Below are 19,793 nucleotides of genomic sequence, written 5' to 3'. Positions count from 1 at the left end.
CAGTGCTTCGCCTTTCTAGTGGTCCGAGAAGACATGACCGTCATATTCGCTGTACCCTTCTAAAAATAAGTCTCTGGCGAAGGCCTCATAGTCAAAATATTTTTCCAGCGTAGATGGCACACCCGACAGCAGTCCTGTCCCTTCGACGTATTGGTGAGCATATTCAAGCGTGGCATCTTTCCCTGAGCCACCGAAGAATCCCCGGTAGCTTTCCCGGAAACTGTCAAGTTGGTCTTCCAGCTCGTATCCGTTGGAGGGCCAATAGTTGATCTGCTTACAGTAAATTTCGAATGCTTCCTCAGTTTCATTATCCATTTCACGAATGGCTTCAAAATATGCAAAAGCCTTCTTATGAAGGCTACATTCCGATATCAGGGAATCCGGGATATTCTCCCAGTCCTGGAACATCAGCTCTGGACGGCAGCCGGCGCTGTCAAATTCATTCCGGTGAAACTCAAAGCAGTCTTCCAGGAAGTCTTTCAGGTCGGAATAATCCGTCAGGTCAAACCATTTACCAAAAAGCGATCCATTGTTGTACTGTCGATAAGTTCCGACATAGATTCTTGGAGCATTTTCGAGATTTCTCATGATTGAAAGGCATTTAAGTAGCTTGGCCCCGGCTTTGTTCTCAGGGCAATCGCTGCCTCTCACTCGAAGAAAAATGACGGGGCTCGTCCCCTTGGTTCAAGCCCATCCGGCGGTTTAAGGTGCGGTTGGCTGACGCGAGATCAGCTAAAAAGCCGGATGACGAAGTGCGGGCTTGGAATCGTCATTTTTTGCTTTGTAACTTTCGCTTGCACTGATCGCAACACGTTTCAGATTTTCTATTCAGTTTCCTTCTATCGACAATACTTTTACAGATTCACACTCTTTCCCCTTCAAACCATATAAATGCTCTTATGGCCATTCACGTAGCAATCACCCGCAAAGTTCTCCCCGGAAAAGAAGAAAAGTTCAAAGATGCACTTCGGCGTTTTCTTGACGATTCATTTTTGCATGACGGTGTACACGGCGCGGCAATGATGACTGCTTCGCCGGGCAACCAACAGTATTGAATCAATTGTTAGCTAGGAGCGTTTTTTAATGGGGACACTACATCCTGTTTAACTATTTTACAAGCAGATAATCAACTAAAATATATGGACCTGCGCACGACATTATCAGTAAATGAGAGCTTTATGGAAATGCTGATGGATTGCAAAAACCGTGGAGCGAAAGCAGAAATGATTTTGGACATCAACGGACTGGAACGGGCTGAGGGACTCATACAGCAAATTCACCCTGACGATCCAAACCCTTACCTGGAACTACAAGACGGGAGGGCGATTGTGGAAAAAACAATCATCGCTCTCAACGGAGTTTTTCGCCCTGAGTATTCCGGTTGTTGATGATAGTGATTGGTACTTTATCCTGGCGGTGGTATTACCTTTATCTGATTGCGGATAACCTCGACCAAATGATCAAATCAAGCTTTCCAGATTCCTATGTCTATAAAGATCCTGACCATTATATTTTTGCTGGCGTCCACGCTCTCTGCTTTCTCTCAGGAAAAAATAGTGGATGTAAACGGTATTAATTACAACGTTCTCACGAGAAGTTTAGAGCAAAGAAAGCCAGGTCAGCCGGTGTTGGTTTTTGAAAATGGCATGGGAATGGGGCTTGGAAATTGGAATACCGTATCGGATTCGCTTGCCAGTAGTGCTCCTGTTTTTCTCTATGACAGGCAAGGTGTGGAGAAATCAGATAAGGTTTTCCAGCTGCCCACTCCTCAAAAGATAGCAGCGAACCTCAAACTGCTTTTGACGGAACTGAAAATAGAACCACCATATGTCTTGGTTGGTCACTCCATGGGCGGTGTCTATGTGCGGGCCTTCGCAGGTTATTATCCCAATGATGTTGCGGGGCTGGTATTTGTTGATCCGGCCGATTTTACAGAGACAAAAGCGGACTGGAATCAGATTTTCAGGGATATCGGGGTTCAGGAAAAGCGAATTGATGAAATGCTCATAAAACGATTATATACGCCTTCAAAAGTAGATTCGTCTCATTACGCCGCATGGAGCGAAGGTCAGGTTTTGACGGATCTCCGAAAAAGCGACTTCGCTGAGCTGACGAGTCTACCCGTTCCCCAGGTGCCCATCCTGTTTTTTGTCGGAGGAAAGCTCGAAGTTCCAATGGATCGCCGGAGTAAAGATTATGATCACGAGCGATTTTTTGAAGTGAAAAACAGCGCTAATATACTGAGATGGAGACACTTTATTCACTCCTCCAATAAGGGCGGCGCACTGATTTATTTAAGCAACAGCGGACATTTTGTGCATCGAGATGACGCAGCTATGGTGATCGGGAATATAAGAATGATGTTAAAAGCATACTAGATAAAGCGTCCGGGCAAATCTGACTCAGCAACTTCTTTTATTTTTTTGATTTCGCGGAGCAAGAAAAGCTCCCACCCTTACGCCGCTTCCTTGAAGTGACCTCCCATCGATTTGCAGCCAAGGCGACCTTTGCTCAGGAACGCTGGCGTACTTTCGCAGGAATATCTAAGGGAGATTGCGGTTAATAATACTGCAAACTTTCGGCAATAAATAGAGGTTATTGCCAAAAGTTTGGCTTTTGGCTTTACTGTCACCGTTAAAAGATGACGATTATGCGCCAGGTCAGATTAGGAGCTCTAAGCGTAGAAAAGGAAAACAGTTTTCTCGAAGTCTTTGAATGTCCACACCGTTATGGATGTCAGGAACAACGGGTAATTTATAAATTTACGTTCATCGCTTTCAAACCGTATTAACGCTCCTATGGCTATTCACGTCGCTATTACCCGTAGAGTCCTTCCCGGAAAAGAAGAAGAGTTCAAAGATGCGCTACGGCGTTTTCTTGGCGATTCATTTTTGCATGGCGGTGTGCACGGTGCGTCAATGATGACTGCTTTGCCAGGCAGCGAAAGCCGGGAAATTGGCATATTAAGGACTTTCGCCGATCAGGCTGAGCGGGATGCTTTTTACAATTCGAAGCTCTTCAAAGATTGGGAAGCCTATGCATCAACGCTGACGGAAGAGCCGGTCTATCGGGAGCTTACCGGCCTGGAAGCGTGGTTCCGCTCGCCCGTTCCTCCGCCGAGGTGGAAAATGGCGGTGGTGACGCTTTGCGGTGTGTACCCTACCAGTCTGTTTCTGACTTATGTAGTTGGCCCGCACATTCAGGAGCTCCACCCTGCATTCAGGACTTTGATTGTGGCTGGCTGTATGGTTGGATTGCTGACCTGGGTTGTGATGCCCCAGGTTACGAAAGTGCTGAAGCCTTGGCTTTCTGTGCGTTCGCCGGGTAGTAAATGAGATTGCCAGTACCGCCGTCTGCACCTTATACAATGAAAGTCACAAAGCAAAAAGTGAGGACTGCAAAGCCCCAGGCTATTTACCGCGGCTTTCGCCGCTCCTTAAACCGCCTGACGCTTTGCAGCCAAGGGGTGAACCCCGTTACTTTCTGCTTTGAGTAATAATGGTGATTGCTCTGAGTTGAAAATTGATTTAAAACCTTAAAACAATAATAAGCTACTAATGGACAAATCGAACGGAGCGAGGACAGTGTGGCGACATTCATTCGCTGTGCCGCCTATTCTGTCATCTTACGACAACTCTTCCAACCTGTCTTCTATATCGCCGGGAAGTAGCTGCTCGAATGTTTTCATATAAATATGGTCCATTATTGCGTACATCCCACTCCTTTTGTTTCCCACGTATGTTGATACATCTTCTACTGTTGGGTAATGCGTCGGGTTATGAAAGAAGCCTCGCCAGTCTTCTATTGCTCTATAAACTAACAAAAGTTGCTTTAAATTAACCTCAATTGTTTCCGTATCAGAAATTGGACCCAACATTTTTTCAATCTCTTTAACTGATTTTGCTTTCATAATTACATGTTAACTTCGTTTGACAAACTTAGAACTTTTACTGAACAGCTAAATCTTAGATGACAATGCCGTCACCGCCGATTACAGAAGAGTTAAAAGCAGAGGCAAAGCGAACACCCAATGGATATGTATACGTCCTTGATGGGAAGTACTCCAATTCGGAGGAAGTACCCGCAACAGCCATTTTAGGAGCATGGAAAGTCAACATGCATGGAGTTAGTGAGGGAGTGTTCATACCCAACCCAGACTATAGGAATCACACCAACTAATTTTCGCCCAGTGATTTCAAACCTAACCTTTACTGGTTTCCATAATCAGGCGGTCCGGCATGATGTTGAGACGAGGTAACAGGGCTATCGCTCATCGGAGTTTGAAGATGTGGGTTGAATCATTACTATCATGCGGAGAAGCTTTCAAGCCCGTTTTTTAATAAGTAGCTATCCGCTCGACTTACCAAGCAACTTCAAATCCTGCAACTTCCTCCCCAGCTCGTCATCTGCGCCCAATTTTAGAAAATCTTCGTGTGGATTTAGGACCCTCAAAACATTAAAGTATGCTCCAATAGAAACACGCGGATTACCTTTTTCAATGTAATACAGTGTGGTACGGTCGATCCCGGCCCGCTCCGATACTTGAATGGTCGTAAGCTTCCGCCGCTTACGAGCCAGTTTTATGTTTTCGCCCAGCCGCTCAAACATTTTCAAATATTTTGGCAATATGATTTGTTCCCTTGGTTTTATATGTTGTTTATTCCAAACAAAACTTCAAAAATGTTGAGAATATGCAACATCTTATTCAATCATCCTACTATCGTAAATAATTTATCGCCCGTGACCTCAGCTGGCTACCCTACCGCCATCTTTGCAATATCCTTCCAAATATAATGCGGAGCTGGCTCTTGCAATGCCCAATTAATACTCATCGGCTTCGCGCCATAATGATCGATGTAATCCGCCAATCCCAGGAAGACATACGCAATCGTGTTATTGAATTCGTCATTGTTCTTTTCCCTGACGAATAGAAGAATAGATTTTCCTGTCTGCTTCTGACTGATGTAGGACAACCCCTTGCCGGTTTCAGGTCGGGCGGTGTTTTGAGATTGCCAATGAAATATCTTCTCACTAACGGCATAGTCGTTGTACAATGTTGTCGGAGAGTAATTAGCCTCGGTCTTTTCAAGCGTTATGAGCAGAAGCTCGGCATTCTTCGCTTCCAGGTTCACAACGCCTTCGCGATTGCTTGACTTCCTTTCAAACGTACTTTCGCCGAAAGCGGCCAAGATCTGTTCTCTCGAATACCGGCTATGTACTTTGAGTGGCTGGACGAAAGGCAGATCAACGTCCATTTCGATGTGCGCAATCCTGTCAATAACCAGTTCGAGCAGCTCGATGATTTCACCAACTAGCTCTTCATTTCTTCCAATTCTTGCAATACTTACCGCGAGGTTATCCGCTCCGCCTGGACTTTGCCAGAAATCGTAATGCAGCATGGTAAGCATTAACTTTTCATGATCGGACAATGTATTTAGTTCTACTTCAAAATTCTGCCTTGCCAATTTCAGAATGAAAGATAGATAGCTGAATGAGTTACAGCAGAGCCACTTTTTCAGTATCGCGCGCATAGTCTCCTCGTCGTTTATTGGCGATAGATCGTCCAGCTGCTTCGCCAACCGGCAGAGTCGGCTCCAAGTCCCTCGCCTGTAAATCGCTTGTAGTGGAATGTTATGGAAAGTAATAAAATTTTTGAGCGATAACGGCAGGTTGGTTTGATGCCGGAAATTGGCGATTTTGGTAACAAGCTGATTTCTATTGAGCTGCGTCGCCGACCGTATATTTTTCAGAATAACATCCTTCGCCTTCTTTTCCAGCACAATGGAGCATCCCAGCGGCAGATGTGGAAAATCCCGTTCGACCTCTTCCAACGTCGAGGTATTGGTCTTGCCTATCAATGCGCGGAATTTCCCCTCAAAGTCATATTCCGGCCGGGCGTTGCCCACGAAGTCAAGAACGGTCAGGCACTCCTTCCCTTCTGACAATCGCAAGCCCCTACCCAATTGTTGGAGAAATACAGTCAAACTTTCAGTAGGCCGCAAAAATAAAACCGTATCTATTTCCGGAATATCAACACCTTCGTTGAAGATGTCGACCACGAAGAGATAATTTATCTCCTTTTTTTGTAGCCTCAACTTGATGCTGGATCTCAACTCTTCTCTGTCGCCTCCGCTAGTTAAGTAATCTGCTTTTAATCCTGCTAGTAAGAATTTTTGCGCCATGTATTCCGCATGTTCGCGAGTAACGCAAAATCCGAGGGCTCTAACTTCCTCAAAATCGGTGAGATACTTTTTGCAATGGTTTATTATTTCGCCCACCCGAAGGTCATTGCGAGTGTAAATCTTCGTTAGCTCGCTTGGGAGATATCGTCCATTCTGCCACGTAGCATTTGAGAGATCAGCGCTATCACTAATCCCAAAATACTGAAAAGGACACAGTAGCTTCCTGTTCATTGCCTCCGGTAGCCTAATCTCAGCCGCAATTGTATCACAGAAATCCGCCAAAATATCAGCGCCATCGGTACGCTCAGGCGTTGCGGTCAGGCCAAGAAGCACCTTCGGTTTGAACTTATCTAAAATTGGTCGATAGCTATTTGCGGCGATGTGGTGCACTTCGTCGACAATAATGAAGTCATAATAGCTTTCCGAAAGTGGTAGGTCTAGAATTCGGTTCGCCAGTGTCATCACCGATGCAAATACGACATCGTACTTATCTGGCTCGATGCCATCGACCCAAAGGTCACCGAAATTGTTATCGCGTAGAATGCCTGCAAAGGTTGCCCTTGCCTGAATGAGGATCTCTTTTCTGTGTGCAACGAAAAGCAGCCTTGCGTTAGGATGGCTCCTGAGGAAGTTCTTGAAATCAAATGCCGAGACTACGGTTTTTCCCGTACCGGTCGCAGCTACAATTAAGTTTCTAGTCCTGTTGTGGATTTGCCGCTCCGCTAAGAGTTTTTCCAAAATTTCCTCTTGGAACGGCAAAGGCTTAATATCAAAGAAAGAAGTCCCTTCGACCTGCCCTCTGCTCCTTTCTCGCCCTAGCGCCAATCTCAACTTCTCGGAATGCTCTCCTGGTCTGAAAAACTGAAATTCTCCATCTTGCCAATAGGTTTCGAAAGTCTTCCCGAATTTGTCTATAATGTGACCAACCTCCTGAGTTGTCACTTTCAAGTTCCATTCCAAACCGCTGGTAAGCGCGCTCCTTGAAATGTTGGATGAGCCGATATAGCCAGTATGAAAGCCTGTATTCCGAAAGAAGAGATAAGACTTTGCATGCAACCGCTCGTTTTCCGTGTTGTAGGATACCTTCACTTCGCTATTTGGCAGGCCAGCTAAAAACTCCACCGCTTTCAAATCCGTAGCACCCATGTACGAAGTCGTGATGATTTTAAGGGAACTACCCCGGCGCGTGAATTCTTCCAGCTCCGCCTGAAAGATTCGGATGCCCGACCATTTAATGAAGGAAACCAAAAAGTATATCTTATCAGAAGACAGGATTTCCTTTTTTAGCTCGCTTTCAAGCGAAAGCCCGACATTGGAGCCCGTGAACAACTCGCTTTGTCCTAAACCGGTAAATGGAGTTATTTCCTTGATATGCTTCTCAAAGTCAGAAAATGGCGCATCCATCTTCGTGAATACAGCATTCAGAATTTTACCATTTACTGAAACCAGATCCTCGTCAAAGTCGGCATGGTCCAACTCCGTTCGAAGTACCCTGATGATCTTGTTTGACAATTCAATTTGATGTTCAATACCGTCATCTCCTGTAATTAAGCTCAAAGCGTAGTTCAAAAGACGACTAACATGCTGACTAAGGACGCGAGCGACCTCATTCTTGTCCACAGGGGTCTCCTTTACATAGAATTGCTGTTTATCGAGGGAGCTTATCTTTGAAGCGATGAGCTTGGTGATCAAATTCTCGTAAAGGCCTTGCTGCATAGGTAGGGTTTGGAAATAGTATTCGGATAAAATTGCAAAATAGTGTCGCAAATCAAACCAACCGCTCCTCTAAATCGTCCTTCCAAATGACAAACCCCTTGCGATCATCTGAATAGTCATGTAGAATTCTGATGAAATGAGTAGGGGTTGACTTCAAAAACTCCTGCCGGCCGTCATTGCGGATTTTGTTAAGGTCATTCTCCACCGCTTGAAGAGCATTTTTTAGTTCCGCAACACTTTTGGGAACATGCCAAATGTAGGTCGCTTCTTCAGTATCGAGGGTTTCCATAACGATGTGGTATTGGTGTTCACCGCCCAGTAAGAAAACAAAGGCAAAGGGGCTCATTACAAAACGGATTTTGAGAATGCGTCCGTCGTGCTGTTCGGAAAGATATCTTAGCTGCCGTTGATGTTTGTAGTTACCTTTTGCAAGCGCATCAACAAGCAGCTCCTCGGCTGACTGGTACAGCAACTGACCATCCTGACCGTTACTAATCTCCTGATTCAGTTCCGTTTGACTTTTTATGAAGCGATTTCCTTTGAAGATCATTTTGTCGGAGAAGCGAAACCGTACAGCTTCCACCACTTCACGGTTGAACTTGTTTATATCTTCGGATTCGGCAGATTGCGCAACCACTACTCCTTTCTCGACTATGATGTGTATATCAATTTCGACCGTCTTAGATTTTAAATATCGTTCGAAGTAAGGCTTCAAAACATCAAACTCAGGTCGGATGTTTAGATTTTCAATGTCGAAAGTCAGGGTTTGTTCCAATTCCTGCGGCTGAAAAGTGAATTGGATGCCACCAAAAAGAAATTCGAGGGATTGAATTGGCACTCTGATGGTTCTCTGAATGCTGACTTCTTGCGGAGTTGATATTTCTGGTGCTAAATCTTCCGGCAGATCAAACAATGTTCTTTGTTTTGCCAGCCTACGATAATAAATATTTCTTTTAAGGAACATCCTATTGAGATATCCGACATTGATGTCCCGGTAGTCATAAATGGTAGGAGTGGTCTCAGACCGTTGAACCCTGCCCATGTACTGAATTAATTTGCCTTCAAAAGAAAACGGATAGACCAGAAACAAACAGTGCGCATTGTCCAGATCTGTTCCTTCACCAAAATACTGACCTGTTGTGATTAATATCTGATAGTTTTTCGCTTTCAACTGTTTCCATTTGCTAGCTCGGTCGCTTTCGGTGTCATCTCCACTTAGTGTTAGTGCTTCAAACGTCTGTTTTAGATACTGGTATAGAGAATCAATGTGCTCCTTTCTTTCGGTAAGAATCACTACCCTTTTACCCTTCCCCACCTCTGTGCTTACATCAGCTAAAATCGTCCTGTTTCGCACCGAATCATGCACTAGCATTTTTGACAACGTTTCGAATCGATCTGTTTTCTCGTTGAAGGGAACGTCCAGACTTGTGTTTCTGATAATGATCTCAGGACGTTTCGCATGACAGATATCTTCGGACTTTATCTCAGCTATGACTTCGCCCAAATGGACGAATATTAATTTCCCATCACTATACTTCCGAAAAGGAGTGGCGGTCAAACCGTAGCAATAGTAAGGATGGAATTTACTCAGCGTATCATGAAAAGTCTCAGCTGACACATGGTGGCACTCGTCAACGATTATCAAGCCAAAGGCTTGGAAAATATCCGGCGAATCAGATTTCGATAAGCTCTGAATCGTGGCAATTGTGATTTTCTGCCCAACAGTTACCTTTCCACCCACAATCTTTCCAATTTCTTTTTTGGGAATGCCAAGAAATGCCTCTATTCTTTCGGCCCATTGCTCGGCAAGCTGTTTCCGATGGACGATAATAAGGGTCGGCTGATGCTTATCTGCCACTATTTTTAATGCAATCACCGTCTTTCCTGACCCGGGCGGAGCTACAATAACACCAATATCCTTTCTATCTGACTCATTTACAGCAGGTAACTGATACTCTCGCAAAGCGGCATTAAAGGTAAATGCTATGCTTGCGTGCCGCTTCCGCTTGTCTGTGAAGCGATAGCTAATTCCATTATCTCGGCAAAAACGAATTAGCTTTCCGGCAAAACCTCGTGGAAGCGATATTAGGTTCTTCGATTGTTCAATGAGGTTAAAAAAGCGTTTAGTCTGATAGGTATTTCTCCCGCTGTTCTTTTTGACAATAAATGCCGTGTTGAAGATATTCAGCTCCTCTTTCAGGAAATTGCTTACCGCCAGGGAGATATGATTTGCATTTAGAATTAGCTTGTTAGCGAGTACGATTTCCAAATCTTCATGCAACGGAACATTTTTATCCTCGTCCTCTGATAATTTTGAGAAAATGCTGTCTAAGATTTTTGTTGAGGTACGTTCAATACCTTTCAAAAACTGCCACTGATCTTGAAAGGGAGTATGGGTTATAAGGTCAATAAAACAGCTGTTCCCAGCGACTAGCGTGGATTTGTACAATGGAAGTGCTATTAAATTCCCCAATCCTTTCCCCGTCAATCTATCCTGGTTTGGGAACAAACGATCAAAACTCGAGTTTTTATCAAAACTTGAAAAAGCGCCGGACTGCGTTAGCAACGATGTAATTACGCTACGGCTTTTATGAGCAGGATATGGCTGGTCGAAGAAAATCCATACATGGCCGCCATTTCCTGAACGCGATCGTTCCAGATAAGCTGGAATGGACAGTTCCCGACAGACTTTTATAAACTCGACACTTTCACTAATCCAGTCCTTTTCATCAAAATCCGCTAAGATAAACCAAGAGGTATTATCTTCAAGTAAAGGGTAAAGACCGACTAGCTGCTCTCCGTTAAGGTGTTTGCTATACTGTTCATCGCTGAGCGCCAGGTAGGATTTGTCGGGATAATTCTGGAACGTGCCGCCATTTCTTTTATGAGCCATGAAACGGTAAGGGTCAAAGCTGTACACAGGCATGTAGCCGCTTTTTCCGTCCTTTTCCCAACGCGTAGCAAAAACGTCGCTGCGCCCTTTGAAGAGTGATTTAAATAATTCAAGTTGCTTATGATAGGGATTAATCATGATTTCGACAACTTGGTTCGCTTCAAACTTTCGGCACAAAATTGACTTTACTGCCGAAAGTTTGATTGTTATTTTTGGTTCAACAAGTAAATCTGATACCAATAGAAAAAGGCTTCTGGATTACCCTTTCTTAGTTTATTAAGCTTTGAGTTGAAATTTTGATCAATTACCCAGTCTTTCACTTCCGCCGCGGTTTGATACTTTTCAAGCTTATCATGCTTCAAGCGAAGAACAGTAGCGAGATAAGCTGTCTTCGAGGCATCCACGATTGCTCGGTCAATATGATAATTTTCGGAAAATATGAATCTTTTGACTTGAGTAATACCAAGGCTGAGGGCTTTAAAATCACCATTCCCCTCTACACCTCGGCTACATATGTGCAGAGCAGTTCCATAAACATCTTCCAGCACCCCATTGATGTCAGTTTCACATTTACGATAACCAATCTCCGTCGTAGCAAAAATACCAAACGTTTGACCGATGATTCCTGTATCTTCCACCACATCCAGCAGGCTACCTATATCAAACAGTTGTTTCATGATCTCCATAGCCCTCGAATCGCCGTTCTTCTCATACGGGATGCCGGTAGTGTTTGGCGCAAATGCCGTTAGCTTGTCGCCCAGTATGTCTTCATGGCTTGGTATTTTAACCAATACCGGTTCGCCGTCTTGTTGAACGAAGCTGGACTCTATCGGCCAGTCAAGTAATTTTGTATAGTGGGGCTCCTCAAAGAGTACATCCAGCAACACATAATCTTCCGCGAGATTCGACTTGTGGACTGGCTGGTAAAAGAATTTGTAATGCGCCTTCTCGATATCCGTGTTTGCTTTTCTTTCTTGTAACTCAAAGCGAGTGAAACCCTGTTCGACTAAAAAGGAGTTGAGGAATTCATCAAGATCCTGCTTCTTACTAACAATGATATCTATATCTATGGATAGGCGCTTAGTACTATTCATCAGCAGCATTAGCGCCGTTCCTCCTTTGAAAACAAATTTGAGATCTGTCCTAGCGAGTCCTTCAAGTAACAATAGGGCACGAATGACTTTTTCAACCAAGATTTTATCTGCTTTGTTATTCTTGCCAGACACAGTTGCCAGCCATTCGGGCGTAAGGCTATTTTTAGATATCATTGACCTCGTTCGTTGAACTGACCTTCTAGTATATACTGGTGGATTTCTTCTCTCCTGCCTTTACGAGCTGCATATCGTAATAGCTTGTTCTCGTTAATGGTATACTTAAAATATGCATTACTGAACACCTCACGCCGCTCACTGCCTACTACATAGTAAAATTCTATATCGCAAAATATGTCGACCAACATTTTTTCAATCGTTACAACCGGAATGTCTTCGTGCTTTGAAATGGGACTCTCGCTGGTCAAATTCCTTACAACCAGAGGCAATCGAAAGTCGGGTAAAACATCATTCAGAAGGGATTCTGATGGTCGGAGAAAGGTTCCACTAAATTCCTCCTTCAATTTGTAATAGACCGATTCTATGACGTCCCGCTCTACATCCACTAAAATGAATTGATAGCTACTGAGGTGCTGGGCAAACTCGTTTAGTAACCCGGAATCCCAGACGCAATAAGAGATCAAGGGGAACTGCTTTTTTAAAAATCTGCTAATTTTCGACACTCGTGGAGAAATCTGCGGGATATATGTTTTCGCAGTATCAAACTGATATAGGCCGCGGCCGGCTCTACTAAGGATGCCTGCTTCTACCATCTCATGCAATCGCCATCTGATGGTCGCATCCGGTATACCAGGCTCTCTAATTTTAAAATAGTGGCGCAGCGCATCCAGAGAAAGCTCTGATTGCTTTCCAAAGAATGAGTTAAGCTCTGATAAGACTCCCGCGCTTTTAGCCATGTGAACGATATAGATATCAAACTTACGGCAATAAAAGTACATTATTGCCAAAAGTTTGATTTTTATTTATCAGCTTTTGCTCCTAGTAAATTTAAAAATTCCGTACCTTCACCCCAGCAACCTCGCAGTCACCACCGCCAAAACCCACAGGCATTTTCCAAACTTTGAACACCCGAAAATTCACTCAAAAACCAGCGAAAATCACCAATAAAACACCTCAACTTTCGCTAAAAGAATTATACATAACAAATATACTGTTGTACTATATGTATAAAAAATAGTGAGTCATTCGTGTAGTAAACCTCAAATAAGAGAGACAAAACCTTGATTACGAGCCTATTAAAGGCAAAGTTCGAGACCCGTCTCCCTCCGTGCGGCGGCCGCCCAAACATAAAGGTCCTGAATTTCAGGGCCTTTTTTGTGCTCGCGAAGATGCAAGCAGGAGAATATTGCAATACCTACCGACGCAATCCACAAACCGTAAAAAGTATACAACAACCCTGAATTCGTATTCATACCAGCCCCGTTTTCAAGCCGACCTTTGATGCATCATTTTAACAATCAGAGATCATGAAAACCATTTTAATTACAGGGGCAAGCAGCGGTATTGGTAAAGAAACCGCCAAATTATTTCACGCCAAAGGCTGGAACGTCATCGCCACCATGCGAAATCCGGAAAACGAAGCTGAATTAGGAGAATTGGAAAATATACTGGTTACCAAACTGGACGTTCTTAACCCTTCATCCATTGATAACGCAGTGAACGAAGGTATTGCCAGGTTTGGGCAGATTGATGTTTTACTGAACAATGCCGGATATGGCGCTTACGGTGTGCTTGAATCTTTTTCGAGAGAGCAGATCATCCGGCAATTTGATACGAATGTGATCGGTTTGCTGGACGTGACCAAAGCTTTGCTGCCGCATTTCCGCAGGAACAAAAGCGGGATCATTATCAATGTTTCTTCGATCGGTGGGAAGATGAGCTTCCCGCTGGGAACCTTGTATCACGGTACAAAATTCGCGGTCGAAGGCATTTCCGAATCGCTGAGCTACGAGGTGCAGGAGTTCGGTGGGAAGGTCAAAATCATAGAGCCAGGCGCGATTGCTACCGATTTTACAGGCCGCTCGCTGGATTTTAGCAACGATGAAAGCATGACGGAATACCAGCCGATCATCGGCAAATTGCTCGTAGCCACGCAGGCAATGTTTGGAGACGCCTCGCCTGCCAGCGTCGTGGCCGGCGTGATTTACGAAGCCGCCACAGACGGCACCGACCAACTGCGCTACACGGCGGGCGAAGATGCCAAAGCCATTATCGCCCAGCGCCAGCAGGCCGACGACGCCACTTTTACCGGCATCATAAAGTCCCAGTTCGGTTTATAATTTAAAGATCATTTACGCCTCATTGCCAGCGCAATGAGGTTATATTTGTTTTTATGAGCACAAACATCCACCTGCGCACCGTCGAGGAACTGTTGAAATTTTTCGGGCTGAACCAGCCTGTGTGCCATCCACTCGTGGCCATCATCGATTTCAGCCAGGTGTGTGACGCGGACATTGGAAATACCAAACTTTCCGCCGATTTCTACACGCTGATTTTCAAAACTTACAACCGGAATCACATCAAATACGGCCGTAAGTTGGTCGATTTTACAAATGGAAGTCTGATCTGTCTGTCGCCCAACCAGGTGCTGGAAATGGATGACGACATGGAGGAATCACCCCAGTTATCGGGATGGGGCCTGTCATTTCATCCCGATCTGATCCGGGGCACGCCGCTGGGTGACAAAATGAAGAGTTACAGCTTTTTCTCCTACGAAGTCTCGGAAGCGCTGCATTTATCGGAAAAGGAAAAGCAGATTTTGGCGGACTGTGTTGAGAAAATCAATGTCGAGCTGCACGAAAACATCGATGTGCACAGCCAGTCCATCCTCGTATCGGGCATTGAAATGCTTTTGAACTACTGCTCCCGGTTTTACGGCAGACAGTTTATCACCCGAAAAACCTCCAACAATGCGGTGATCGTGCAGGTGGAGAAGCTGCTGAACGACTATTTTGGGCTGGGCGACCTCAGCGAACGCGGCCTCCCGACGGTCAGATACCTTGCGGAACAGGTAAATTTATCGCCCAATTATCTGAGCGACCTCCTGAAAAAAGAAACCGGCAAAAACGCGCAGGATCATATCCATTATCACCTGATTGAGGAAGCCAAAAATATCCTTTTAAGCAGCAGCCGCTCCATCGGCGAGATCGCCTACGGCCTGGGCTTCGAATATCCCCAGTATTTCAATAAGCTCTTCAAACAGAAGACTGGGAAGACGCCGGCTGCGTTTAGGAATGTGAATTAACGCCTTCTTACCGGCATCGCATTTTGTTGTGGATGAGCTTAAAATCAAAAAAGGACTGTCACCAACAGTCCTCCAATTCCTAGCCTTTTGCCCCCATCTTCTCGAAGCCCTCCCAAAGCACTTTAGAGAGCGCTCATTTCTCCCAAGCCCTGGTTGTTTAGCCCCTGCGAATAATTGTGACGTTTTTGTGACACTCTTTTTATACGTCCCATTGGTACGGATGACTTTATTTGCTCATTCTCAGCAAATCCGTTCCATCTCACTTTAACTAATCCTGGCCCAATGCAAAAACTTCTACTTCTTCTACTTTTCACATGTGCTGCAAGTTCTACACTCTTTGCTCAGAAAACCTGGACAGGAGCCTCAGACACTAATTGGACAACAGATGATAATTGGGCACCCTGGGGTGTACCAACTTCTACTGATTCCATTACTATTCCTGCTGGCACAACTAATAGTCCCATTATTCCGGCTGGTCCGGACGTTGAATTCTTGAAAATTACGATTGACTCAGGAGCTTCTTTAACTGTGGAAGCTAATGCCTATGTGGTGTCGTCCGCCTCCCCCTATCATTCGCTGTCAGTCTATGGAAAATTAACCAACTACGGAATAATAGTAGCGACAAATGACTGGCCTGGGGATGAACCATACGCATCCGCGGTGGAGATCCGCAATGGTGTTGTTGATAACTACGGAACATTGGCCGCTCGCGGCGCTATAAATATTGGAATTATGGTTTTTTCCGGTGATTTAAACAATTTCCCGGGTGGGCTTGTCTATGCTGATAACAGTATTGGAATGTTTGTCTTTCCCGACGGAACAGTTAAAAATGAGTCCGGAAGTGAAATTCAGATTAAAGGCGTTTCTGCGGGCATCATAATCGCCGGTAGCTTTACTAATGCGGGAAAAATTACCTGCGAGGGTGATGTAAAGACCTTTGATGTTAAGACGGAGAACCTGGCCTGTGCTTCTTTTACAATTCAGGGTTCTCTCGAGGTTGAAGGAAACACGACTCAGGGATTCGAAAATGCCGGACTTACTGTCATCACGGAGACCCTGACATTGCAGGAGGGTTTTTTTATGAACAGGGGAATTCTAAAATATAAAACGCTGGAAGCGGCTGCTCCGCAATTTCTCCAAAAACTGTCCGATGCGGCAACGCATACAGGTTCGGCGGTCATCTCCGACGAATCCGGGCTGACGATCACGGAATCGGGAGTAGGAACCGGACTGGAGGTTTTAGGTGTCTTTCTAAATGCGGAATTAACCCGGTCAGCCGGCACCTATGGAGGTGACGGTCTTCAGCTCGACCCAACTTTGCCTATCGGCTATAATTCGTTATTCCTGCAGATAACAATAAATCATACGGAGTGCAAATATGTGGTACCTTTTCTCTACTATAGGGTGCCAGTCCCGGGAACATGGATCGGAGGGACCAGTGACGACTGGAATTTGCCAGACAATTGGTCCGATGGTGTAGTTCCCGGCCCAACGACAAATATTTTCTTTCCTGAAAATTCTTTATGGCAACCCGTCATAAGGACTTCGGATGCCTTCGCTCACGACATTACCATGGGGCCGGGTGTAATCCTGAACCTGAATGAATTCGCCGCCATTCAAATATCAGGAAACGTGACGGGTACAGGCGTTTTTAGCGCCGATGCTCCCGGTGCATCTGTTTATTTCTCGGGAACCAGTCCGCAAACCATTCCAGGCGGACTATACTATATGCTTTCCGTCGGCGGCGCCAATAAAACATTTACCGGCGATGCGAAGATCAGCTCGTATGTATTCTTTTCCGGCACGACCAAAATCGCCTTGGGTAACAATACTTTAACCCTGGCCGATGGTATCATAATGAGTGGTGCCGGCGCGGGGACGTACTTCATTACAAACGGCACCGGCGGACTCAAAAAAAACAATGTCGGTTTCGACGAATTCACCTTTCCGGTAGGTACCGAAACCAGCTATACGCCGGTGGTATTCGCTAATCAGGGCAGCGCGGACAATTTTACTGTGCGTGTCGGCGAAGGCGCTTTTTCATCCTATCTGGATAACAATCCCCAGGGTAGCCCGGTGAGCAGCATGGTGGTAAATAAAACCTGGTATATCAGTGAAGATGTGCCTGGCGGGTCAAGTGCGATACTCCAGCTATACTGGAATGCTACCGATGAACTGTCCTCATTTGACCGCAACCTTTGCTTTATTTCGCATTATAAAAGCACGGGCTGGGATCCGACAGCCGCCAGTCAGGCATTCGGGGCTGACCCCTATTACAAAAGACGCGCTAGCATTACCAGCTTTTCACCTTTTGTAGTGACCAATCCAGGTAGCCCGCTTCCCGTCACGCTGACACGTTTCGACGCCGCCCGGGAGGGAAGCACAGCCCTTCTCAGCTGGTCAACTTCCTCTGAAACGAACAGCGACCGCTTCGAAATAGAACGGAGTGTCAATGGTAAGGATTGGCTGCAGATCGGGTCGGTAAGGTCTCAGGGCGAGAGCAAGGAGTTGGTTGATTATCAATTTGTAGATCTAAATCCGATTTTTTCAGCGGAGAATCTCTACCGTCTGCGCATGATAGATCGCTCGGCGAACGGCACAGACGCCACATTTGCATACAGCAGGATCAGGAGTCTTAATTTTAAAGACTTTGACCGCAGGATTGTTTATCCAAATCCCGCTAATGATCAATTATTTATCAATGACCCAGGCCATGTTTCGCACGTACGCATACTTGATTTGAAAGGAAACGCGGTTCTCGATTTTGGCAAGATAGATGGTCACGGGATCCGGGTAAACCAACTCACGCCAGGCATACACGTCGTGGAGGTTGACTGGTTTGATGGTAGTAAAACAACCCAGAAAGTTTTGATCAACAGATAATCAGATATCCATCACGACCTCTTCCAGGCTGCGGTCGCCGGGAACTTCGATCTTTTTCAGCAGCCGGTATTTGGTCGTGCGCACGGCGTGGCTGCTGATACCGAGCGTGGCCGACATTTCCGGGTAGCCCAATCCCAGCTTGGTCAGCGCGATGAAGCGTATTTCGGCCTGAGTGAGCTCGGGGAATTTTTCGCGGAGCCGGCGGAGGTAATCGCCATGCACTTTGCCGAAGAGTTTTTTGAAATAATCCCAATCATCCTGTGTCAGGATGGTACTTTGACGCAATTGCGACAGGGCCTCGGCATCGGGGCCCTGTCTACTTTCCAATGCCTCGATTTGCTTGCTTTTTTCGGAAATGTTGCGGGCAAATTCATTCAGTTGCAGGGTCGCGTTTTCGAGTTCCTGCTCTTTCTGCCTGATTTGCAATTCTTTCAATTGCTGGGCCTGCTGATGACGTTTGCGCTGAGTGCGGTACACATAAACAGCACCCGCAGCAACCAGCAGGACAAGCACTAATAATAGATTGCGCTCAATCAATTTCAATTTCTGGTCGGACTCCGCCTTTTCCATTTTAGAACGGAGTTCCCGCAGCTCGATTTTCTGCTGCGCCCGCAACATCAGTCGGGCATTGTACATGCGGGTCAGGCTGTCCTTTGCGATCAAGGCCGAATCCAGGTATATCTCAGCGAGCCGTGCCTTGCCCCGCGAAGCCGATACTTTTACGAGGACGGAATAGAGTTCAGGAAAATGTTTGTACCGATCGGCGGGAGAAAGATTCAGGTAGCGTCGCGCAGTTTCGGCCAGTTGTCCTGCCTGATCGAAAGCATTGTTTTTCAAACAGATATCGGCCCGGATAATCAGCAATTCCGCCGCCCGCCCGAAATCATTTTGTGACACGGCATGATCAATATTATACTGCAAAAGGGGAACTGCCTCCGCGTAATTGCCTCTTAAATAAGCATTTTCACCCAATCCGCCCTTCGCGATAGCCTCCCAAACCGCAAAGTTGCCGGGAGATTCCTTTCGGATGATCCTTCGAAAGTAATGGTCCGACGAATCCAGGTTGCTTTGCTGCTGGTAAATGTTGCCAATCGCACAAAGTGCCGAATTGTATCCGGCGTATTGATCGGGGTTGTATTTCAAAGTCAGGATCTCGCGGTAGAGTGACAGCGCCTTTTTGTAATCCGAAAAATGGTGGTAAGCACTGGCCATATTGATGAGGCAATAACCCTTGTCAGGCAGTACGTCAGAGCTTACCTGGTTCAAAAAATGTTCTTCCCGGATGAAGGTTTCAAATGCCAGTTCATAATTCTTTTCATCGTCCCAATAATAATCGGCAAGTACCTTATTCGACCGTACACTGATCTGAAGGTTCCCCTGCTCGGCAGCCCTTGCCGCAAGGTCATGCAGCGCGGCGACGATCCGTTCGGTCTGCGTTTTGTTCCAGACGGTCAGGTAAAACGCTTTCAAAAGGTCCGATTCCAGTTCCAGGTCTTTATCATGGTGCGCAATCGCAAAATTTCTGATGGAATCCATCGAAGCGAATGCAGCCGTTGTATCACGGTTGGGCATGATTCGGAGATAGATCTTACCGACATCGCGATAGCGCTGCGCATAAGTTTTGTGCAGCAAATGATCCCATTGCGCAAAAGCATTGCCCGCATACAATGCTACCAGGAATATTGCAAGAAAAGCGCTGTGCAGCAATTTCATAGCGGAGAAGCGTTGGCTTGCAAATATAGTGTGGTGCTACAAGATTTGTG

The 19,793-nt window shown here is 45.6% G+C and carries 16 protein-coding genes; 7 read left to right on the top strand and 9 right to left on the bottom strand.

Annotation, left to right across the window (positions count from 1 at the left end; genetic code table 11):
- Positions 1 to 15: 15 nt before the first annotated feature.
- On the bottom strand, positions 16 to 588 hold the full coding sequence (locus tag BP71_RS32220; protein WP_496385753.1) for an antirestriction protein ArdA: 573 nt from the start codon (positions 586 to 588) through the stop codon (positions 16 to 18).
- Positions 589 to 899: 311 nt separating this feature from the next.
- On the opposite strand from BP71_RS32220, the gene BP71_RS32215 reads away from it, so the two are divergent.
- The 4 genes from BP71_RS32215 to BP71_RS32200 all read left to right on the top strand — a co-directional run bounded on the left by BP71_RS32215 (position 900) and on the right by BP71_RS32200 (position 3,335).
- Complete coding sequence (locus BP71_RS32215) at positions 900 to 1,055, top strand: hypothetical protein (RefSeq protein WP_496385752.1); 156 nt, start codon at positions 900 to 902, stop codon at positions 1,053 to 1,055.
- An 84-nt stretch (positions 1,056 to 1,139) separates the two neighbouring features.
- Positions 1,140 to 1,388 (top strand): hypothetical protein, encoded by a 249-nt coding sequence (locus BP71_RS32210; RefSeq protein ID WP_496385751.1) that lies wholly within the window; start codon positions 1,140 to 1,142, stop codon positions 1,386 to 1,388.
- A gap of 96 nt (positions 1,389 to 1,484) precedes the next feature.
- Positions 1,485 to 2,378 (top strand): alpha/beta fold hydrolase, encoded by an 894-nt coding sequence (locus BP71_RS32205; RefSeq protein ID WP_496385750.1) that lies wholly within the window; start codon positions 1,485 to 1,487, stop codon positions 2,376 to 2,378.
- A 420-nt stretch (positions 2,379 to 2,798) separates the two neighbouring features.
- Positions 2,799 to 3,335 carry an antibiotic biosynthesis monooxygenase gene (locus BP71_RS32200; RefSeq protein ID WP_496385749.1) on the top strand — a complete coding sequence of 179 codons (537 nt, stop codon included), beginning with the start codon at positions 2,799 to 2,801 and terminating at the stop codon, positions 3,333 to 3,335.
- 290 nt (positions 3,336 to 3,625) lie between these two features.
- Here BP71_RS32200 and BP71_RS32195 read toward each other — a convergent pair whose 3' ends face one another.
- The 7 genes from BP71_RS32195 to BP71_RS32165 form a co-directional block, all read right to left on the bottom strand.
- Complete coding sequence (locus BP71_RS32195; protein ID WP_496385748.1) at positions 3,626 to 3,910, bottom strand: hypothetical protein; 285 nt, start codon at positions 3,908 to 3,910, stop codon at positions 3,626 to 3,628.
- Between the two features lie 437 nt (positions 3,911 to 4,347).
- Positions 4,348 to 4,608: a helix-turn-helix transcriptional regulator gene (locus BP71_RS32190; protein WP_496385747.1), complete on the bottom strand. Its 261-nt coding sequence runs from the start codon at positions 4,606 to 4,608 to the stop codon at positions 4,348 to 4,350.
- Between the two features lie 146 nt (positions 4,609 to 4,754).
- On the bottom strand, positions 4,755 to 7,898 hold the full coding sequence (locus tag BP71_RS32185; protein WP_496385746.1) for a DUF3427 domain-containing protein: 3,144 nt from the start codon (positions 7,896 to 7,898) through the stop codon (positions 4,755 to 4,757).
- Positions 7,899 to 7,950: 52 nt separating this feature from the next.
- Positions 7,951 to 10,929, bottom strand: coding sequence for a TOTE conflict system archaeo-eukaryotic primase domain-containing protein (locus tag BP71_RS32180; protein ID WP_496385745.1), 2,979 nt, complete (start codon positions 10,927 to 10,929; stop codon positions 7,951 to 7,953).
- Positions 10,930 to 10,997: 68 nt separating this feature from the next.
- A complete protein-coding gene (locus tag BP71_RS32175) occupies positions 10,998 to 12,059 on the bottom strand; it encodes a nucleotidyl transferase AbiEii/AbiGii toxin family protein (RefSeq protein WP_496385744.1) in 1,062 nt (353 codons plus the stop codon).
- Positions 12,056 to 12,799 carry a DUF6577 family protein gene (locus BP71_RS32170; protein ID WP_440701852.1) on the bottom strand — a complete coding sequence of 248 codons (744 nt, stop codon included), beginning with the start codon at positions 12,797 to 12,799 and terminating at the stop codon, positions 12,056 to 12,058. The genes BP71_RS32175 and BP71_RS32170 overlap by 4 nt, the downstream gene beginning before the upstream one ends.
- 339 nt (positions 12,800 to 13,138) lie before the next feature.
- Positions 13,139 to 13,315, bottom strand: coding sequence for a hypothetical protein (locus tag BP71_RS32165; RefSeq protein ID WP_496385742.1), 177 nt, complete (start codon positions 13,313 to 13,315; stop codon positions 13,139 to 13,141).
- 54 nt (positions 13,316 to 13,369) lie between these two features.
- Here BP71_RS32165 and BP71_RS32160 point away from each other — a divergent pair, with 54 nt between their 5' ends.
- The 3 genes from BP71_RS32160 (at position 13,370) to BP71_RS32150 (ending at position 18,030) form a co-directional block, all read left to right on the top strand.
- On the top strand, positions 13,370 to 14,182 hold the full coding sequence (locus BP71_RS32160; protein WP_496385741.1) for an SDR family oxidoreductase: 813 nt from the start codon (positions 13,370 to 13,372) through the stop codon (positions 14,180 to 14,182).
- 53 nt (positions 14,183 to 14,235) lie between these two features.
- A complete protein-coding gene (locus BP71_RS32155) occupies positions 14,236 to 15,147 on the top strand; it encodes a helix-turn-helix domain-containing protein (RefSeq protein WP_496385740.1) in 912 nt (303 codons plus the stop codon).
- 282 nt (positions 15,148 to 15,429) lie between these two features.
- Positions 15,430 to 18,030: a DUF8693 domain-containing protein gene (locus BP71_RS32150; protein WP_496385739.1), complete on the top strand. Its 2,601-nt coding sequence runs from the start codon at positions 15,430 to 15,432 to the stop codon at positions 18,028 to 18,030.
- Here the strand turns inward: BP71_RS32150 and BP71_RS32145 are convergent, their stop codons facing one another.
- Positions 18,031 to 19,743, bottom strand: coding sequence for a helix-turn-helix transcriptional regulator (locus BP71_RS32145; RefSeq protein WP_496385738.1), 1,713 nt, complete (start codon positions 19,741 to 19,743; stop codon positions 18,031 to 18,033).
- Positions 19,744 to 19,793: the final 50 nt, after the last annotated feature.

Source organism: Dyadobacter ginsengisoli DSM 21015 (assembly GCF_059568735.1).
This window is presented reverse-complemented; position numbering and strand designations above follow the sequence as displayed.

Coding starts and splice junctions, on each gene's coding strand:
- BP71_RS32200 (WP_496385749.1), top strand. CDS start 2,799: ATGGCTATTCACGTCGCTATTACCCGTAGAGTCCTTCCCGGAAAAGAA.
- BP71_RS32210 (WP_496385751.1), top strand. CDS start 1,140: ATGGACCTGCGCACGACATTATCAGTAAATGAGAGCTTTATGGAAATG.
- BP71_RS32220 (WP_496385753.1), bottom strand. CDS start 588: ATGAGAAATCTCGAAAATGCTCCAAGAATCTATGTCGGAACTTATCGA.
- BP71_RS32145 (WP_496385738.1), bottom strand. CDS start 19,743: ATGAAATTGCTGCACAGCGCTTTTCTTGCAATATTCCTGGTAGCATTG.
- BP71_RS32205 (WP_496385750.1), top strand. CDS start 1,485: ATGTCTATAAAGATCCTGACCATTATATTTTTGCTGGCGTCCACGCTC.
- BP71_RS32165 (WP_496385742.1), bottom strand. CDS start 13,315: ATGAATACGAATTCAGGGTTGTTGTATACTTTTTACGGTTTGTGGATT.
- BP71_RS32185 (WP_496385746.1), bottom strand. CDS start 7,898: ATGCAGCAAGGCCTTTACGAGAATTTGATCACCAAGCTCATCGCTTCA.
- BP71_RS32150 (WP_496385739.1), top strand. CDS start 15,430: ATGCAAAAACTTCTACTTCTTCTACTTTTCACATGTGCTGCAAGTTCT.
- BP71_RS32160 (WP_496385741.1), top strand. CDS start 13,370: ATGAAAACCATTTTAATTACAGGGGCAAGCAGCGGTATTGGTAAAGAA.
- BP71_RS32190 (WP_496385747.1), bottom strand. CDS start 4,608: ATGTTTGAGCGGCTGGGCGAAAACATAAAACTGGCTCGTAAGCGGCGG.
- BP71_RS32215 (WP_496385752.1), top strand. CDS start 900: ATGGCCATTCACGTAGCAATCACCCGCAAAGTTCTCCCCGGAAAAGAA.
- BP71_RS32175 (WP_496385744.1), bottom strand. CDS start 12,059: ATGATATCTAAAAATAGCCTTACGCCCGAATGGCTGGCAACTGTGTCT.
- BP71_RS32180 (WP_496385745.1), bottom strand. CDS start 10,929: ATGATTAATCCCTATCATAAGCAACTTGAATTATTTAAATCACTCTTC.
- BP71_RS32195 (WP_496385748.1), bottom strand. CDS start 3,910: ATGAAAGCAAAATCAGTTAAAGAGATTGAAAAAATGTTGGGTCCAATT.
- BP71_RS32155 (WP_496385740.1), top strand. CDS start 14,236: ATGAGCACAAACATCCACCTGCGCACCGTCGAGGAACTGTTGAAATTT.
- BP71_RS32170 (WP_440701852.1), bottom strand. CDS start 12,799: ATGGCTAAAAGCGCGGGAGTCTTATCAGAGCTTAACTCATTCTTTGGA.